We start from the raw sequence: 17,318 nt of genomic DNA, 5'->3' as shown, positions 1-17,318 counted from the left end.
AAATGCACATGATAGAAGCTATCAATGTAACTAAAAAATTTGATAATCTTGTAGTATTTGAAAATATAAATGTAAATGTAAAAAAAGGTGAGGTTTTAGTTATTATAGGCCCTTCAGGCTCTGGCAAAAGTACCTTCCTAAGATGTTTAAACCACCTTGAGGAAATTAATGCAGGAAGCATAAAAATTGAGGGTGAACTTCTGGATTATAAAAATAAAAAAGGCCTTAGAAATATAATTTTAAAAATGGGTATGGTATTTCAAAACTTTAACTTGTTTCCCCATAAAACTGTTTTAGACAATGTTATGATTGCCCCTTTAACAGTAAAAAATGAAAACAAGGAAGAAGTGCTTGAACGTTCTAAAAAACTCTTAACAAAGGTTGGACTTTCAGACAAAATGGATTATTATCCCTCAAAGCTTTCTGGTGGTCAAAAGCAAAGAGTAGCTATAGCAAGAGCCCTTGCAATGAACCCTGACCTTATGCTGTTTGATGAACCTACTTCTGCTCTTGATCCTGAGCTTGTGGGTGAGGTTTTAAACGTAATGAAGGATCTTGCAAATGAAGGCATGACAATGGTTGTTGTAACTCACGAAATGGGCTTTGCAAAAGAAGTTGCAAATAGAGTTATTTTCATGGACGGAGGAAAAATAGTTGAACAAGACACACCTGAGACTATTTTTACAAACCCAAAAGAAGAAAGAACAAAAGCATTTCTTGAGAAAGTGCTGTGACGTTTTCACCTTTAATAAACAATCAGCAATTAACAAGCTTAGGAAGGAAGCCACATTTAGGGTTTTCTTCCTTCTTCATTGCCACATTTCTATATCCCTTACTTTACCTTCTCCACTTCAGCATAATTGTTAATTATTCATTATTAACTGTTTATTCTACAAAGCGTTCCTCATAGCCAATATAAATTTAGCCCTGTCAAGAGGGTTAACTCCTACTCTTTCTCTTATTGCTCCCATTTCAAGAGGAATTGGCTGGTAGCCTGAGAATCGTGAGCTTATAATTCCTTTTCCACTGGATATAATTCCAAGGCGAACAGGATAATCTAATGATGTTGCTGCTGGCATCTCCCCTTCTACTGTAAAGCTTCCATTTATTATTACAGGACTGTCAAAAGTTGCCCTCATTGCTATTAAGTCTCCCAAAACCTTTCCACCAACTTCTTCAGGAACAGTTATCCTAAACTTAAGAAGAGGCTCTAAAAGGGTTGTTCCAAGACTTTGTAGTCCATCCATTATCCCCATGGCTGTTGCTATATAAAAATCTCCTGGATTGCTATGCATAACATGATCTTCACCCTCAACTAAGGTTACCTTTAAGTCTATTACATTCCAACCATATAATCCCTGCTCAAGAGTGAAAGGGAGCTGTCTTTCTATTTCTCTTTGATACCTGACCTTTATATCCTCGGTCCTCACCCTTGACTCATATATTAAACCTGTCCCTCTAGGCATGGGTTCAATATAAAATCTTACTATAGCCCAGCAAGGTTTCGGCATTGTATAAGCAGCAAAACCATAACCGCTTTTTGAAGGTGTTTCCTTATATATAACCGAAGGCTTTCCAAAGTTTACTTCAAGATTAAATCTGCTTCTTAGTATACTTTCAAGTATTTCAAGCTGAATCATTCCCATTATTTGAATATGAATTTCTTCCTTTTCCTTTATTCTTTGAACGTGTAAAAGTGGATCTTCTTCTTGAAGTTCTTCCAAAGCCTCAACTAGCTTCATGTAGTCATGCTTTTGTCTTGCCTTGATTTGCAACGTTAACAGAGGCACTGCAATATTAGGAACCTTAGGAACTAACTCAGCATTTCCTAAAATATCCCCAATACTTGCTCGGCTTAGTCCTGAAACTTTGGCTATATCACCAGCTTCTGCTCTTCCCGTTTCTACTTCTTTTGTCCCTGAGAACATCTTAACTTGTGTTATCTTTTCTTCTATATTCTTGGTTGCATTATATATTGAATCTCTACTCTTAAGTTCACCGCTGTAAAGTCTTACATAAGCTAGCTTTCCAAAGGCTTTATTGTGCTCGATTTTAAATACAATCCCAGATAAATTGCCTTGTTTATTTTCCTTAGGGGGTGGTAAAAATTCTATTAAAGCTTCCAAAAGTCCCTCTATACCTACTCCCTTTATAGCAGCTCCATATAATACTGGATAAAAATCACAGCTTTTAGTCATACTTTTCAGCTTATCCCATAGACTTTCTATGCTTATGTTTTCGCCTTCCAAATATTTTTCTAGAAGCTCCTCATCTTTCTCTGCCACAGCTTCTATAAGTCCATTCAATACTTGTTCTTCTCTCTTTTTATCCAGTAGATTAATTATTTTAGGTTCGTTTTCACCTTCACCTATAAGAATTTGAACAGCTTCCGCATCTTTCGAAAGGCTTTTATGTATATCTTCAAGAACACTCTTAACATTTGCTCCGATTCTATCCACCTTATTTATAAAAATAATTACTGGAATATCCATAGCTTTAAGTGCTTTAAAATAGACCTCTGTCTGAGGCTGCACCCCTTCTACTGCTGAAATTACAACTACCGCTCCATCTAAAATACTTAGCGCTCTCTCAACCTCAGCGGAAAAATCTATATGACCAGGAGTATCAATTATATTAACCTCTACATCCTTCCAACTAAAATTTGCTGCAGCCGCTTTTACAGAAATTCCTCTCTGCTGCTCAATCTCGAGACTGTCAGTATGAGCTGTTCCTTTATCTACACTTCCTAAAGCTCTAATAACACCGCTTTTATATAAAATCTGCTCTGTTACAGTAGTCTTTCCTGCATCCACATGAGCAAGTATTCCTATATTTCTTATGCTTCTACTCATAATCTTTTTATCCCCCCGTTATAAATCAGAACATTTTTTATCATAACCTGCTTGCATCTATAAATAAACGCTAAAAACCCATCTGTTTCCAGATGGGTTCCCGGTTTAGCGCATTCAAAATTCAATTAAATAAATATAACACTGGTTTTTGCTTTTATATACTTTACATGTTTATCATACATCAAAAACTACAAACAGTCAAGAAATATTTTATAAAATTATGAAAAATAACTTTTACATATAATTCTCTGTCTTTACAGTATTTAAGTAACAAAAATGCTTAATATACAAGCTTTTCTTTTTTCTGCCAATTTATTAGAATTAAATAGCAGGAAAATTTTAAATAGCTAGTGCATATAGCGGCTGATATGTACGGTGCTTAAATGAATGTGAGGTGTAACTAATGTCTGCATTAAATCATCCAGATTATGACACAGAACTTGAAAAGCTAAAGTATACTGTGGAGTATGTTAAAAATTATAACTCCCACATCCTCAATGAAAAAGCTAGAATCGACAGAGAAGTTGATTACGGAATTAAGCACTATAACTCAGACAATGCCGAGCAGTTTAATGATCTAATAATAAATACCGTTCTGCAAGACAACATGAAGCAGAAATTAAAAAGCCTTGAAAGAGCATGCACAAAGCCTTACTTTTCTAGAGTTGACTTCACTGAAACTGGTAGCACAAAACAAAGCCTTTATATCGGCAAGATGTCAATAACAAGAAACGCTGACAACGAGCCAATTGTGATTGACTGGAGAGCTCCAATTGCAAATCTATATTATGAAGGCAGATTAGGTTCAGCTAGTTATATCTGTCCAGAGGGAAATGTAAATGGTGAAATTCATTTAAAAAGGCAATACACTATTGAAAATGCTTCTCTCCAAGAAATATACGATATTGATATAACCACTAACGATGATTTTCTTCAAGCCTGTCTTAACTCCAGTAAGGATAATAGACTTAAGGATATTGTTTCTACAATACAAGAAGAACAGAATAAGGTAATACGAGCCGATATGTGGAAGCCCCTTATAGTTCAAGGTGCCGCAGGTGGTGGAAAAACAACTATAGCACTTCATAGAATCGCTTATCTTCTATATAACTACGAAAAATCCTTTAGTCCTCAAAATTTTATGATTATTGCTCCAAATAGATTCTTTTTAAGCTATATATCAGAGGTTCTGCCTGAACTTGGAGTTGAAAATGTAAAACAAACTACTTTTGAAGATTTTGCTCAAGAAATTATAGGGCATAAATTCAGACTTAGGGAAGCACATGAGAAACTTCCTCAAATAATAAGCAAATCGTCACACAGTAATTTCATCAAAAATACATCAAAATTTAAATCTTCACTCCACTTTAAAGAAGTAGTTGAAAAATACATGCTTCAAGTAGAATTATGCTTTATACCAAATGAGGATTTCAAAGTATCAAACTTCACTATAATAAGTGCCTCTGAATTAAAAAGTCTTTTCCTTGAGGAATACTCTAATCTTCCTATCGTTAAAAGACTAGATGAAATAAAAAAACATTTAACAAATACGCTTAAGAGAAAAAAGATAGATATAATTGAAAGTATAACTTTTGAATGTGATAGAGAGCTTGAAGATATACGTTATGAAATGCATGACTGTCCTGAAAGAAGATCTAAAATCGCAGACATCACAAATAAAAGAGAACTACTAATTGAAAAAATAAAAAACCATTCTAAAACTGTAGTAAGAAATTACATGGCAAATCTGAAACCTCTTAGCAGTTTTGATTATTATCTTAACCTATTGAGCAATAAAGAACTATTCACTGACTTATCAGAAGGCTACACAACTTTAGAAATAATAGATTTTACTAGAATATCAACAATTAATAATTTACAAGAAGGCCTTCTTGAAATCGAAGATTTAGCTCCATTAATGTATATAAAACAATTTGTTTATGGACTAGATGATAAATTACCTGTTAGACATATTATTATAGATGAAGCTCAGGACTTCAGTTTATTTCAATTGTTTATCCTAAAAAAACTTCTTAACAGTTCATCCTTTACGATTTTAGGAGACCTATGCCAAGGCATTCATTGTCATAGGGGTATAGATAGTTGGGAGGAAGTTAAGGATTTTATATTTGATGATTCAGAAACGTCACTTTTAACGCTTGAACAAAGCTACAGAACAACCATTGAAATTATGGAGGCTGCAAATTCCGTCATTAAAAGACTTAATAACTCTAAGCTCCCTACTGCAAAACCAGTGATAAGACATGGCACTCCGGTAACCCTAGAAGTTAAAACTTCCTTTGAAAAAATATCAGAAGAGATAAAGCTTAAGCTAGAGTCAATCCAATATGAGGGTTTCAAATCCATGGCATTAATCTGCAAAACGCTAAATGAATGTGAGCAGTTAAAAATTCTGCTTAAAGGTCTTGACGTTAAAATCAAGCTTATAACAGGGAAAGAAAAAGACTACAGCGGTGGGATCGTAATTGTACCTGCCTATCTTGTCAAAGGTCTTGAATTTGATGTGGTTATTATTGCTAACGCATCTAAGGAAATGTTTTCTACTGAGGAACTTGATGTGAAGCTTCTATATGTAGCTATGACAAGGCCGCTGCATAGGCTTCATATCTACTCCTGCGGCGAGCCCAGCCTTCTTTTGAGTTCAATTAAATAATTTAAAGGGAAGCATATCACATTTATGCTTCCCTTTAAATTAAGACTATTTGTTCTTTCCGTTTGATTGGTTTGATTTACCGTGCTCTTCTGCAGACTTTCCAGGAGCTGATTTATCTTCCTTCTTATTTTCCTTATCCTGTTTCTCATTCTTATCGTCTTCTTTATCTACTTTAACGGATTTTTCTTTACTACTGTTACCGTTACCATTACCGTTGTTTGTTTTAACATAACCTGTAGTTTGAGTTGTTGTGGTATTTTGATCAGCTGAGATTACATTGCTGTCTTTAGTTTCTGCTCCTGCTGCAGTTTCTACTGCACTGTTATTTTGTTCAACTGTAGTAGATGGTTCTTCTGTTTTAGTTTCACCCTTTACCACTGCTTGCTTTGCACTAAAAGCAGCTTGAAGCTCAGTTTTCGCTGTCATATATGCCTGTTGATTTTTAGTTAATTCTTCTTGAGCTTTTTTAATCGCTTCTTCATCTCCAGATTTTTCAAGCTTTTTAACTTCTACTTTTGCCATATTTAAAGCTTTTTTTACTGCATTAAACTCATGTCTTTCCTTAACAAAATTTGCAACAGCTACTTTCTTAGCGCTTTGCTCTTCTACAACCTTATCTACAACATCAGCTGCTTCGTCAGAAATTTTTCCCTGAAGATTGTTTAATACTTCTAGAGACTTATCTTGAACATTTTGAATAGCTTTAGTCAAATCCTCTACGCTTTGCTGAAGCTTTTCATCAGTGTTTTCTTCCTTCACAATCTCAGCATCATTAACTACCTCTTTAAGCTTATCGATTGCTTCAGTAATTTTTTCATTGTACTCTTCAATTGCTTTCTCAGCTAACTCTGTTTTTCCTTCTTCAGTCATTACTTCGCTTTCACCAAGTCTTTCCGTTGCGATATCAGCAATAATCTCAGTTTTCTTTTCTCCGCTTCCTGCTAGCATTACTCTCAATTTGTCAACAGCCTGGTCTATAGTATACAATAAACTATCAGGAGTTATACCTGCTTCGTCCTTAAAGCTTATTGATGTTTCTTCGGACTTTACAGTCTGTGTGTCAGTTCCTGCTGCTAAAGCCCTTGTGCTGAAACTTCCTAGTACTAATACGGATGCAACTAGAATTGCTACTTTTTTCATATTAAACCTCCTCAAAATAAAACCTTACTCATTGTTGAGTATGTATTTTGTTATGCATTTTTGTGTTTTCACCCATATATACGGGGTCCATCTTTTTATTTTAGGGGGTGCTAATTAAATATTCTTAATATTTTTGTTAATCAACTATATTTCCATAAAAAACATAGCCACATACCCCACTAAATCTATTATAATAGACGTAAATATAAAAAGAAAACATACCATTTGTATCGATATGGTTTCTTGTAGAACAGGAGTGATTAAATGGATACTAAAGTGTTGTCTCTCACAAATAGAGATACCTTTATAGAAGAGAATAAGGCTTTCATATACAGTACTGCCTTTAATATATGTAAAAGAAGGCTGTCCTGGGAAAATGACGACGAGCTTTCCCTTTCTCTCATCGCCTTTAATAACGCCTGTGACAGCTATAACAAGGATAAGGGAAACTTCTATAGCTATGCTAAGGTAATAATAAGAAATGCCTTAATTGATTATTTTAGAAAGATGAGCAGAACACCTTATGTAACCTTTGACAGTGAAGAAGATGATATGCAGTATATAGAGTATAAAACTTCCATGGATAATTACGAACTTCAAACTGAAAATAAAAACCGTGCAGAAGAAATTGCTTTATTTTCAAAGGAACTTAAAGAGTACAAGCTTGATTTTAATTCCTTGGTTGATGCATCACCATCTCACAAAGATACTAGAGATTCTTTACTAAATCTTGCTTTTAGTTGTGCAAAGGAAGAAAGTATTTTAAACTATGTAAAGCAAAAAAGACTTTTACCTGTTAAGGAAATAATGCTTTTAACGGGAAGCAATAGAAAGCTTATAGAAAAGTGGAGAAAATACATTTTAATTTTAATTTTAATACTTTCAACCGATGAATATCCATATATAAAATCGTACTTAAATATAAAGGTAGGTGAAAATAATGAAAAGTAGCACCGGAATCGTTATGGAGATTCATAAAAGACAGGCTTCTATAATGACTAACAACGGTCAATTTTTAAAAGTTAAATTAGGTAAACAAATTCCAAGTGTAGGGGAAATATATACTGGCGAAATTTTAGTAAAGACGCCTTATCATAAATATGCCGCAGCTGCAGCTTCTTTAGTGTTTGTTTTGTTATCTGGTACTGTAAGTTATGCCTACTACACACCCACAGCTTCAGTTGTAGTTAACATAAATCCATCTATTGAGCTTAAGGTAAACAGATGGGATAGAATTCTAAAAACTATACCGTTAAACGATGATGGCAAAGTGGTATTAGCTTCTATAGACATAAAAAACAAGTCCCTTACCGAAGGATTAGATTTGATAGTAGACGAGGCAAAAAAAGATAATTTTATAAATGAGGATTATATTCAAAGTGGTAAAACCATAACAGTTTCAGTTGAAAAATCTAAATCTAATAAAAAACCAGATATATCTAGGTTTGAGGAGTATGCTAAGAAAAACAACCTAAAGGTTAATGTAATAAAGTCAAAAGACGCTCAACCTGAGTCCTTAGATAATGAAAATAAAGCTTCAACTCCGGCGTCAGACAAACAGAACAAGAATATTGATAACGAAAATAAACAGCCAAACAATTCTGAGGAAAACAATAAAAATAAAGAAGTTAAAAAACCTGATGCTAATAGTGATGCCCCAAACTCTCCAAAGGATAAAAATAAAGATAATGAGGGCAATGGTAATAAAAATGACAATAACAATTCCAACTCAAGTTCAAGCAATTGGAAAAATCAAGACCTTATTAGCAATCAGCCTAATTCTACTAATGGAAAAAACAGTAATAAAAATGGTGACAAAAGCAAAACGAAGGATGATTCTAAAGACAATCAAAACAATCAAAAGAATGAATCTAAAGGCAAAAATTAAGTACTGCTGTGCTAGCAGTGCTTTTTATTTTCAGAATAATATTTCACTGCAGTGTAAAAATACTTATAGCATACTTAGAAAGGGGCTATAAGAATGAAAATAGAAGGATTTTTCAGCGGCATAAAAAATGCCAATGAGGCAGTTGTAAAACTGAATCAAGCAGGATATAAAGCATACTCCGATTTAAATGAGCATTATATGATAAATAACAATGTGGATACTAATTTTCCCGGCAATGAGAATACTCCAAGTCTTTCAGACTTAGTGCTGCGCTCTGGCGATTCCAGCGAAGTATCTGATAAAGCACCATTAATAGCAGCCAGCCCAATGGTTAGCGGCATGGGCAATTTTGAGGAAGTAATGGATATAAATTATAAGGTTGTAGTAGATGCACCACAAGGAAGCGAAACTCAGATTAATGAAATTCTAAAGTCTATGGGTGGAGAGCTTGAAAGTCCCAACTTGAATATTCCTGACAGAATTAAGGATATAAACTTAAGAAACATAGATACCCGGGATTTAAACCTTGGTAAAGCTAACGATATAGGTATAACCACATAGAGGAAAGGGATTGTTTCAAAACGAGACAATCCCTTTATTATTCTACTTCAGTGTAATCAACATCTATTATATTACTTTCAGATAAATCCATATTATTTATTATTTCAACTTCATCTTTGCTTTTTCTAAATACAGATTTTCTTCCAATAAAATATGCTTTTACCTTTTTATAAACATAGCTTATTCCCCAAATACTTATGCCTATTACAACAATTACAGGAAGTATATTGATAAAAAAAGCTAATGCAGCAAAAATTAAAACAGCTACTAACAAATTAGAAAAACCTCTATTTAATAACTCCATAGTTATTAGCACTCTCCTTTTTGGTTATGTGCTTATTATATCACTCTTTTAGGAATATAGTATTAATTAACCTTTAAAAGGTTGTTAATATTTTGTTACTATTATAAAAAGTTTTCTTATCTTTTCTAATAAAGCTAAAAATCACAATATTATTTGTGCATTTTTCTTTCAATATAAATTATTAGTTTTTCATATAATTACCACCTATACTTTATTTTTATATGCAAATAATAATTTTGTAGGTTAATACCGAATTATCAAGGAGGGAATTTTATGCCTAATACACAAAATCAAAAACCACAATTAGACAGCAACAATCTAAAGGTAATACAAGACCAAATCTCCTATGAAGCTCTTATGACTAAGAAATACAACGAATATGCATCCATGTGCACAGATCAGAACCTGAAAAATCTTTGCAACCAAGCTAGCCAAACTCATAAGCAAAGCTTTGACGGTTTAAAAAATTATTTAGATTCTCACCAATAAAAATTGGAGGTACATGATATGAATAACAAGCTTACTGAAAAAGACCTAATGCATGATTTATTAGCTACTGAAAAACAAGTTATTTCTGCTTACAGTACAGGAATAACTGAAACTTCATGTCCAAATCTTAGAGATACTCTTGTTACCAACTTTAAAAATGCTCAGGATACTCAATATAAAGTATTCGATGCAATGAGACAAAAGGGCTGGTATCCAATAAAGGATGCTCAAGATGCTGATGTGCAAAAAGCTAAAGATGATGCTAACACAATGGCAAATGAGTTAATGTAAATAATAAAACTAGTTATCTAGAACTTTTTTCTAGATAACTAGTTTGTTTTTTACTCTGTTACAGTATGTGCTACTTCAATTCTTTCTCCTCCGCCTGAAATTGTAGCAGTTGTAGTTCCTAGGGCTGTTCTGTTGTCAACAACCCAATTAAAAGTTGCTTGACCATTCTCATCTGCCATTCTCATTTGAGCTACAGATATTTCTCTATCTCCAAGCACATAGGATGTATTTATTGTATAGCTTGTGTTTGGCTTTCCTTGTATCGTTATCGTTCCTGTTTCTCCTCGTCTTAGAACAGTTTTTGAAGCTATTACTCTAAGCTGAGACTCAGCTTTTACTGATTGGTAGCTAATGCCAATAAGCATTAAGCATAGCGCAAAAATAATTATTCTCTTAATCTTCATAGTAATCCTCCTATCGAAAAATTCTATGCTTATCTTTCCCATATTGCTGTTTAATATTACAAAAGCACAAAAGCATGTTAACTATACATTAGCATGCTTTTTGAGATTAAGCTGCAGTCTTACTGCTTTCACTGTTTGTTGTTTTATTTTTATACTTCATATAAGCATATACTGGGATTCCAAGTACAGCTAGAAGCAGTCCATATAACACAGCTTCCAAGCCTGAACCATAAATTGCCCAACCTGAATATATAAGGGCAGATACAGGTATAAAGAAAGTTTTAATTCCAGTTAACAGATTAAATCTCTTTCCCTCTTTTAATATATATTTTAATTCAGCGGCTGCTGTAGTTGCATATACAGGCAGGAAGGAAAGTGTTGCTAAAAGTATTGTAAAGTTAAAGGCTGAAACTAAAGTTTTATTATTAGCATAATTCATGAGCAATAATATATTTACTAACACTGAACCTACAATAAGTGAAATATGCGGTGTCTTAAATCTTGGATGAACTTTTTTAAAGAAGCTTGGAAATACTCCATCCTCTCCTGCTGCAAAAGCAACTCTAGCTGTAGATAATAGCCATCCAATAGTTGTTCCAAGTATGCTTACAACTATTCCCAATGTGATAAATTGAACCATTCCACTTCCATAATACTGAGTTAATATATCTGCTATTGGTGCCTTACTTGCTTCAAGATTTGCTTGTGACAATGCTCCCATTGCAAAAAAGTTAATGGCCATATACATTATTGCTGCTATAGATATACCTATTATAGTACTTCTTGCTACATTCTTCTGAGGGTCTCTTATTTCTCCTGCTGCTATAGAAGAACTTTCCAATCCGACAAAGGACCATAAAGTTAAAGTTGCAGCTGCAGGCATAGTTTCCATTCCTTTGCCTTGAGGGAACATCGGAGTTATATTATTAATATCAAAGTGCAGAGCAGCTGAGATTATAAAGAATAAGAATAACACTATTTCAAAAACTGTTATAGCTGTTTGTATTTTCCCAGCCATTCTAACGCCTATTATATTAACTAGTGTAAATATCCATAAAACTGCTGTGGCAAATATAAATGCTCCAAGATTACTGCTGCCTATTGCTGGAATAAGCTTACCAGCATAGCTTGACACTGCAATAACTACAGCTGCGTTTCCTATCCATGAACCGTTCCAATAAAGCCAAGCATTCATAAAGCCTGAAAACTCGCCAAAGGCTGCTTTAGAATACTCATAAGGCCCCCCTGTTTTAGGTAATCTTCTGCTAAGGCTTGCAAAGCATAAAGCTAGAAGTATAGACCCAAAGGCCGTCATAAGCCAGGCTGACATTGTTGCACCCGGACCTGCCTTTCCTGCCAAAGTTGCAGGCAGCATAAATATTCCAGACCCCATCATGTTCCCTGTTACTAAAGCCGTTGCTATAAAAAGACCTAAGTCCTTTTTTAAATTATTATTTTGTTCCATCTTAAACCCCTCCTATAAAGGCAAATAATTTTTTGAAGGGTAAAAACTAGAATAAGCATATAAAAAAGCCTTGAGCAGTACACTCAAGGCCTAATAACACGCACAAATATAAACATCATGTTAAATCCACTGAATGATAGCTCTCCACAAAATACTTGTGACAGTTCTGCACATATTCTATGCAGAACCAGCTATACAGCATTAAAGCTTTTGCTGTATGCTTCGGCGATTTTTCCTTTCCTGCTGCTTCACTATGCTTTCATCCACAGTAGTACTCATAAAGACCGCGCCTCTATCCTAGTTATTTAATTACACTTCACGAATAGTATTATGCAGGATGAATAGAAGAAAGTCAATAATAAAATCAGACAAACCAAATAAATATAGCTTGAAAGTAGGCTATAATCACATTAAGAGATGGCAATAAAAAAATATAACAATATAACCATATAAGAATTTATATGGTTATATTGTTATTATAATTACATATTATTTAACATCCATAGTGTAAAGTTAAGAACTCCTGCAAAGGATACCCAAAGTATGTACGGAATCATTATAATACCTGCTAGCTTGTCAAATTTAAAAAACTCAAAGGTTGTTAGCAGTATGAAAATTAGGAGAAGCATAAGTTCAAAAAATGCCAGACCTATAAGTCTCCATCTGAAGAATATAATAGTCCACATGAAGTTTAAAAACAGCTGAATACTGTATAAGATTAAAGCTTTTCTAGTATCTGCACCTTCTCTTCCCTTCATCCAAATTCTGTAGGCCGCTATTCCCATTAAAAGATACAAAATGGGCCATACCACAGCAAACACCCATCCTGGTGGAGCAAAGGCAGGCTTTATTAAACTCTCATAGGACTTCGTATCTGTCATACCTATGTAACTGCTTAAAAAACCTATACCTTCTGCTAAGACTATACTTATTATTAGAGCTAAAATATTCTTTTTACCGTTCACCTTAAAAGGATTTAACACATAATTTTCCTCCCTATATTGTTTCTAATCCTAATATAAGATACTTAATCAAAAAATATGCTATATTTATTAAGTAATTAGCACACAATATCTTGTAAATTTATCCTCTAAACCATATAATTGTAATATATCTTCAGATTTTATTATAAAGGATGTGGGCTACATGAAATTTAGCGAGTTCCAATATAAAAGACCAAATATTAAAGAATTGGAAACCTGCTTCGATGAACTTTTAAGAGACTTTAATAATGCTGAAAGCCTTGAGTCTCAAAGCTCAGTTATGGAAAAAATAAATGAGCTTAGAAATGAATTTGAATCAATGTCCCAAATAGTAGGCATTCGTCATACTATCGATACAACAGATAAGTATTACGAGGAAGAGCAAACCTTCTTCGATGAAAATACTCCTATATATCAAGGCTTAGTTTCAAATTATTATAGTTCTTTAGTTAACTCCAAATTCAGAACTGGACTTGAAGACAAATGGGGAAAGCAGCTTTTTAATATTGCTGAACTGACTATTAAAACTTTCTCACCAGAAATAATAGAAGACCTTCAGCTTGAAAACAAGCTTTCCAGCGAATACACAAAACTTATGGCTTCTGCTAAAATAATGTTCGAAGGCGAAGAAAGAAATCTTTCACAACTTGCTCCCTTTCAAATATCAACTGACAGAGATATGAGAGTAAAAGCAAATAAAGCAAAGTACGGCTTCATGATTGAAAATGAGCAAAAGCTAGATGAGATTTATGATGGGCTTGTTAAGGTTAGAGATAAGATTGCTAAAAAGCTTGGATATGAAAATTTTGTAGCTCTTGGATATGACCGTATGTTAAGAGCAGATTACAATTCTGAAATGGTTGCAAACTTCAGAAAGCAAGTTAAAGAGTACATAGTTCCCACAGCTACAGAGCTTAGGGAAAGACAAAGAGTACGTCTAGGACTAGATGAACTCAAATATTACGATGAACGCTTCAGCTTTAAAACTGGAAATGCTAAACCTAAGGGAGATCCAGAATTCATATTAAACTGTGGTAATCAAATGTATAATGAATTATCAGCTGAGACAAAAGAATTTTTCGACTTTATGGTTGAAAACGAGCTTATGGATTTAGTAAGCAAAAGAGGAAAAGCCGGAGGCGGATACTGTACCTTTATAAGCAAATACAAATCTCCGTTTATATTTTCAAATTTCAATGGAACTTCAGGCGATGTAGATGTATTAACTCACGAAGCTGGTCATGCTTTCCAAGTGTTCAGCAGTAGAAATTACGAGATTCCTGAGTATAATTTTCCAACCTATGAAGCCTGTGAAATTCATTCCATGAGTATGGAATTTTTCACTTACCCTTGGATGAATTTATTCTTTAAGAGTGATGTTGATAAGTACAAGTTCTCTCACCTTGCTGAAGCACTTTTATTTATACCTTATGGAGTTACTGTTGATGAATTTCAACACTATGTATATGAAAATCCAGAGGCAACTCCTGCTGAAAGAAAACATGCTTGGAGGGAAATTGAAAAGAAATATCTTCCTCACAGAGACTATGCAGATAATGATTACTTAGAAAGAGGCAGCTGGTGGCATCAACAAGGCCATATATTCGGTTCTCCATTTTATTATATAGATTATACGCTTGCTCAAATCTGCGCCTTCCAATTCTTTAAAAAAGCCAGCGATAATAGGGAAAATGCTTGGAATGATTATTTAACACTTTGCAAGGCAGGGGGAAGCGATTCGTTTGTGGGCTTAGTTAAGCTTGCAAACCTTATATCGCCTTTCGAAGATGGCTGTATAAGTTCTATCATAGGACATATAGAAAATGAGTTAAATAGTATTGATGATGCAAAACTATAATTAAAATAAAACAGCAGACGATTACTCGTCTGCTGTTTCTTCGTTATTTAGGTTTTCATCTCTATCTCTTAGGAGTCTCCCAATTGGTCCCTTGCTATTTATTATATCCTCAATCTCTGAAAAAGGTATCTCAAATTCAGGAAATCCACATTCTGAAGACTTAATCTGTTCATTATCTAAATATATAACTATAGAATCTTCTGTCAGGAAGTAACTTTGATTAAGATCAACTCCATCAAACTCTCCAATTAGATCAGCAGATTGAAAAGTTGCCTGGTTCCTAATTATATCATTCAATATTCCAATTACCTTAGATTTCTTTAACTTCCTGCTGAATAAATCGTTCAAGTAATATACTCTTGCATCCTTTAAGCTTATATTGATGGTCTTTCTTATAGTTATTCCCTTTTCTTCTCCTTTTACATGATGATAAACTTCAATATTAATACTTAGAGTCCCTCTTCTATTAAGCTTGACAGTATAGCCACCTGTAAATTTCTTATTTTCATCTTTTCCATAGCCCTCGCCTTTAAGTATCTTGTGAACTTCTTTTTTGATATATCTATTAATGCCAGACTCAGCACTTTTATGCTTGAGTCCGCTGACCTTGGGATATGTCAGGTTTAGACCAGGACTTTCAACTTTAACATCTGTAATTAATGCAGGCTTTCTTCTATGTCCCACTGCCATCCAACTCCTTTTTCTAATCTGGTTAAGTAAAAATATCAATCTGTTAATATTAAACCTTCCCTTATTATTTATATTATTCATAGGTGGAATAAGATGTAACTTTTTATGATATAATTTTCCTATAGAAAAAAAATATAAATAATACTACACTTTTATAGATAAGGTATTAACTGAAAGGAGAATTTCATGCTAAATCCAGGACATATACTAGATGGAAAATACGAAATAATAAACGTTTTAGGACAAGGCGGAATGAGTACCGTTTATCTATGCAGAAATAATCGTTTAGGTAACTTGTGGGCTGTTAAAGAGGTAAGCAGTGAATTAAAAAAGAAGATGGACTTTCTTGCAGAGCCAAATATACTTAAGAATTTGCAGCATTCTGGCATCTTAAGAATCGTTGATATATTTTATGAAGAAGATAACTTGTATATAGTTGAAGACTATATACAAGGCAAAACTTTAAAAGAATATATAGATTATAATGGTCCATTAACTTCAGATGCAGTTATGCAAATCACCTTAGAGCTTTGCAGTATTTTAGATTATCTTCATAGTCTTAATCCACCAATTATATATCGTGACTTAAAACCATCAAATATAATGATTAAGCCCGATAACAAAGTAGTGCTTATTGACTTTGGTATAGCGCGTACCTACAAAGACGGTCAGGAAGGTGATACTATAATTTTAGGTTCAAGAGGCTACATAGCTCCTGAGCAGTTGGTGAATGTTCAATCAAATGCCCAGACTGATATTTATTCCTTAGGTGCAACTATGTTTTTTATGCTAACAGGAAAATCTATAGACATGCCTACTGAACTAATGTTTGATGAGAATTATCCAGAGTCCGCAGATAAAAAGTTAATTAGAATAATTAAAACAGCCGCTTCCATAGTGCCTACAGACCGTTTTGGAAGCGTAAAAGAAATAATGAAAGAAATAAATGCTGCTATTTCTGACTTGGAATACAAAAAAACAAGCTTTATGATTTTCAGCAATACCGAAGTGAAGCCTCCTAAGTCTTCTAATAATGCTAATAAGAAACCTAGGAAGAAAACTAAATTTATCATAATAACAGTACTTGCTTTAATAATTGGTTTAGTTTTGCTGCTAACCTTTCTTCTAAACAATAAAGAATCCAAAAATAAAGCTTCTAATAATCCTTCTACGCCAAAGGCTATTGAGAAAACAGAACCAAAATCTGAAACAAAACCTGAAGTACAACCGCCAAAAGAAGTTATTGAAAAAGATGCTATAGTTAGAGGAATTTTATACAGTAAAAAACCTATACTACTAAGCACTAGTTCCAATTCTGGCAAAGGTAAAAACAAGGATAAAGACGATAATAAGAAACTGCATGTACAGTTTACTTTAAATCCTGCTGCATCTGTGTCTAATTCAAAGCTTTCTGTAGTTCTTCCACAGGTTCAGGTTATAGAGGATGATGTCATAGCAGTTTTAAATTTAGAAAATTTAGGTGCTGGAGACATTAAGCTAGATCTTAACAAAACTTATCTTATAAATGGCAAAAATGAAGCAGTAAAAAGCTATAACCCAAATTCTACAAATCTCCTAGCCATTCCTCAAGGCACTGGAAAACAAGAGCTTAAACTCTATTTTAAAGACTTTGATTTTGAAGGAAACAGCTGTACTCTGAAAACAGTTTTAACTTCTAGAGAAGATAAGAATATAGATTTGTATATTGATATAAAGTAA

General features: G+C 33.6%; 16 protein-coding genes and 1 riboswitch. Of the genes, 9 read left to right on the top strand and 7 right to left on the bottom strand.

Annotated features, from left to right (window positions below):
* Window positions 1-2 precede the first annotated feature (2 nt).
* Window positions 3-734: an amino acid ABC transporter ATP-binding protein gene (locus tag NBE98_RS16115; RefSeq protein ID WP_284703651.1), complete on the top strand. Its 732-nt coding sequence runs from the start codon at window positions 3-5 to the stop codon at window positions 732-734.
* Between the two features lie 156 nt (window positions 735-890).
* Here NBE98_RS16115 and NBE98_RS16110 read toward each other — a convergent pair whose 3' ends face one another.
* Window positions 891-2,852 carry a GTP-binding protein gene (locus NBE98_RS16110; RefSeq protein WP_250816039.1) on the bottom strand — a complete coding sequence of 654 codons (1,962 nt, stop codon included), beginning with the start codon at window positions 2,850-2,852 and terminating at the stop codon, window positions 891-893.
* A gap of 403 nt (window positions 2,853-3,255) precedes the next feature.
* Between NBE98_RS16110 and helD the strand changes: the two genes are divergently transcribed.
* On the top strand, window positions 3,256-5,526 hold the full coding sequence (helD, locus tag NBE98_RS16105; RefSeq protein ID WP_250816038.1) for an RNA polymerase recycling motor HelD: 2,271 nt from the start codon (window positions 3,256-3,258) through the stop codon (window positions 5,524-5,526).
* Window positions 5,527-5,571: 45 nt separating this feature from the next.
* On the opposite strand, the gene NBE98_RS16100 is transcribed toward helD, so the two are convergent.
* Entirely contained in the window at window positions 5,572-6,666 is a 1,095-nt protein-coding gene (locus NBE98_RS16100) for a DUF5667 domain-containing protein (protein ID WP_250816037.1), read from the bottom strand.
* A 264-nt stretch (window positions 6,667-6,930) separates the two neighbouring features.
* Here NBE98_RS16100 and sigI point away from each other — a divergent pair, with 264 nt between their 5' ends.
* The 3 genes from sigI to NBE98_RS16085 all read left to right on the top strand — a co-directional run bounded on the left by sigI (window position 6,931) and on the right by NBE98_RS16085 (window position 9,115).
* Window positions 6,931-7,617, top strand: coding sequence for an RNA polymerase sigma-I factor (gene sigI, locus NBE98_RS16095; protein WP_250816036.1), 687 nt, complete (start codon window positions 6,931-6,933; stop codon window positions 7,615-7,617).
* The gene (locus NBE98_RS16090) at window positions 7,607-8,554 is read left to right on the top strand and encodes an anti-sigma factor domain-containing protein (RefSeq protein ID WP_250816035.1); all 948 of its coding nucleotides are present in this window, start codon (window positions 7,607-7,609) and stop codon (window positions 8,552-8,554) included. The genes sigI and NBE98_RS16090 overlap by 11 nt, the downstream gene beginning before the upstream one ends.
* 93 nt (window positions 8,555-8,647) lie before the next feature.
* Complete coding sequence (locus tag NBE98_RS16085; RefSeq protein WP_250816034.1) at window positions 8,648-9,115, top strand: hypothetical protein; 468 nt, start codon at window positions 8,648-8,650, stop codon at window positions 9,113-9,115.
* Window positions 9,116-9,152: 37 nt separating this feature from the next.
* Here NBE98_RS16085 and NBE98_RS16080 read toward each other — a convergent pair whose 3' ends face one another.
* On the bottom strand, window positions 9,153-9,419 hold the full coding sequence (locus NBE98_RS16080) for a hypothetical protein (protein ID WP_250816033.1): 267 nt from the start codon (window positions 9,417-9,419) through the stop codon (window positions 9,153-9,155).
* Window positions 9,420-9,692: 273 nt separating this feature from the next.
* Here NBE98_RS16080 and NBE98_RS16075 point away from each other — a divergent pair, with 273 nt between their 5' ends.
* Window positions 9,693-9,908 (top strand): hypothetical protein, encoded by a 216-nt coding sequence (locus NBE98_RS16075; protein ID WP_250816032.1) that lies wholly within the window; start codon window positions 9,693-9,695, stop codon window positions 9,906-9,908.
* A gap of 18 nt (window positions 9,909-9,926) precedes the next feature.
* Window positions 9,927-10,199 carry a spore coat protein gene (locus tag NBE98_RS16070; protein WP_250816031.1) on the top strand — a complete coding sequence of 91 codons (273 nt, stop codon included), beginning with the start codon at window positions 9,927-9,929 and terminating at the stop codon, window positions 10,197-10,199.
* 50 nt (window positions 10,200-10,249) lie between these two features.
* Here the strand turns inward: NBE98_RS16070 and NBE98_RS16065 are convergent, their stop codons facing one another.
* The 3 genes from NBE98_RS16065 to NBE98_RS16055 all read right to left on the bottom strand — a co-directional run bounded on the left by NBE98_RS16065 (window position 10,250) and on the right by NBE98_RS16055 (window position 13,051).
* Window positions 10,250-10,603, bottom strand: coding sequence for a hypothetical protein (locus NBE98_RS16065; protein ID WP_250816030.1), 354 nt, complete (start codon window positions 10,601-10,603; stop codon window positions 10,250-10,252).
* 106 nt (window positions 10,604-10,709) lie between these two features.
* Window positions 10,710-12,068: an APC family permease gene (locus tag NBE98_RS16060; protein ID WP_250816029.1), complete on the bottom strand. Its 1,359-nt coding sequence runs from the start codon at window positions 12,066-12,068 to the stop codon at window positions 10,710-10,712.
* Between the two features lie 129 nt (window positions 12,069-12,197).
* A riboswitch (Lysine riboswitch) is annotated at window positions 12,198-12,371 on the bottom strand.
* 179 nt (window positions 12,372-12,550) lie between these two features.
* Window positions 12,551-13,051 (bottom strand): TspO/MBR family protein, encoded by a 501-nt coding sequence (locus tag NBE98_RS16055; protein WP_250816028.1) that lies wholly within the window; start codon window positions 13,049-13,051, stop codon window positions 12,551-12,553.
* 163 nt (window positions 13,052-13,214) lie between these two features.
* Between NBE98_RS16055 and NBE98_RS16050 the strand changes: the two genes are divergently transcribed.
* Entirely contained in the window at window positions 13,215-14,909 is a 1,695-nt protein-coding gene (locus NBE98_RS16050; RefSeq protein WP_250816027.1) for a M3 family oligoendopeptidase, read from the top strand.
* A 21-nt stretch (window positions 14,910-14,930) separates the two neighbouring features.
* Here the strand turns inward: NBE98_RS16050 and NBE98_RS16045 are convergent, their stop codons facing one another.
* Complete coding sequence (locus NBE98_RS16045; RefSeq protein WP_250816026.1) at window positions 14,931-15,593, bottom strand: DUF3298 domain-containing protein; 663 nt, start codon at window positions 15,591-15,593, stop codon at window positions 14,931-14,933.
* A gap of 192 nt (window positions 15,594-15,785) precedes the next feature.
* On the opposite strand from NBE98_RS16045, the gene NBE98_RS16040 reads away from it, so the two are divergent.
* Window positions 15,786-17,318 (top strand): serine/threonine-protein kinase, encoded by a 1,533-nt coding sequence (locus NBE98_RS16040; RefSeq protein ID WP_250816025.1) that lies wholly within the window; start codon window positions 15,786-15,788, stop codon window positions 17,316-17,318.

The organism is Clostridium swellfunianum (genome assembly GCF_023656515.1).
Classification (GTDB): Bacteria; Bacillota; Clostridia; order Clostridiales; family Clostridiaceae; genus Clostridium_AT; species Clostridium_AT swellfunianum.
Note: the sequence above shows the minus strand (reverse complement) of the source record. Positions and strands in the feature narration are given on the sequence as shown.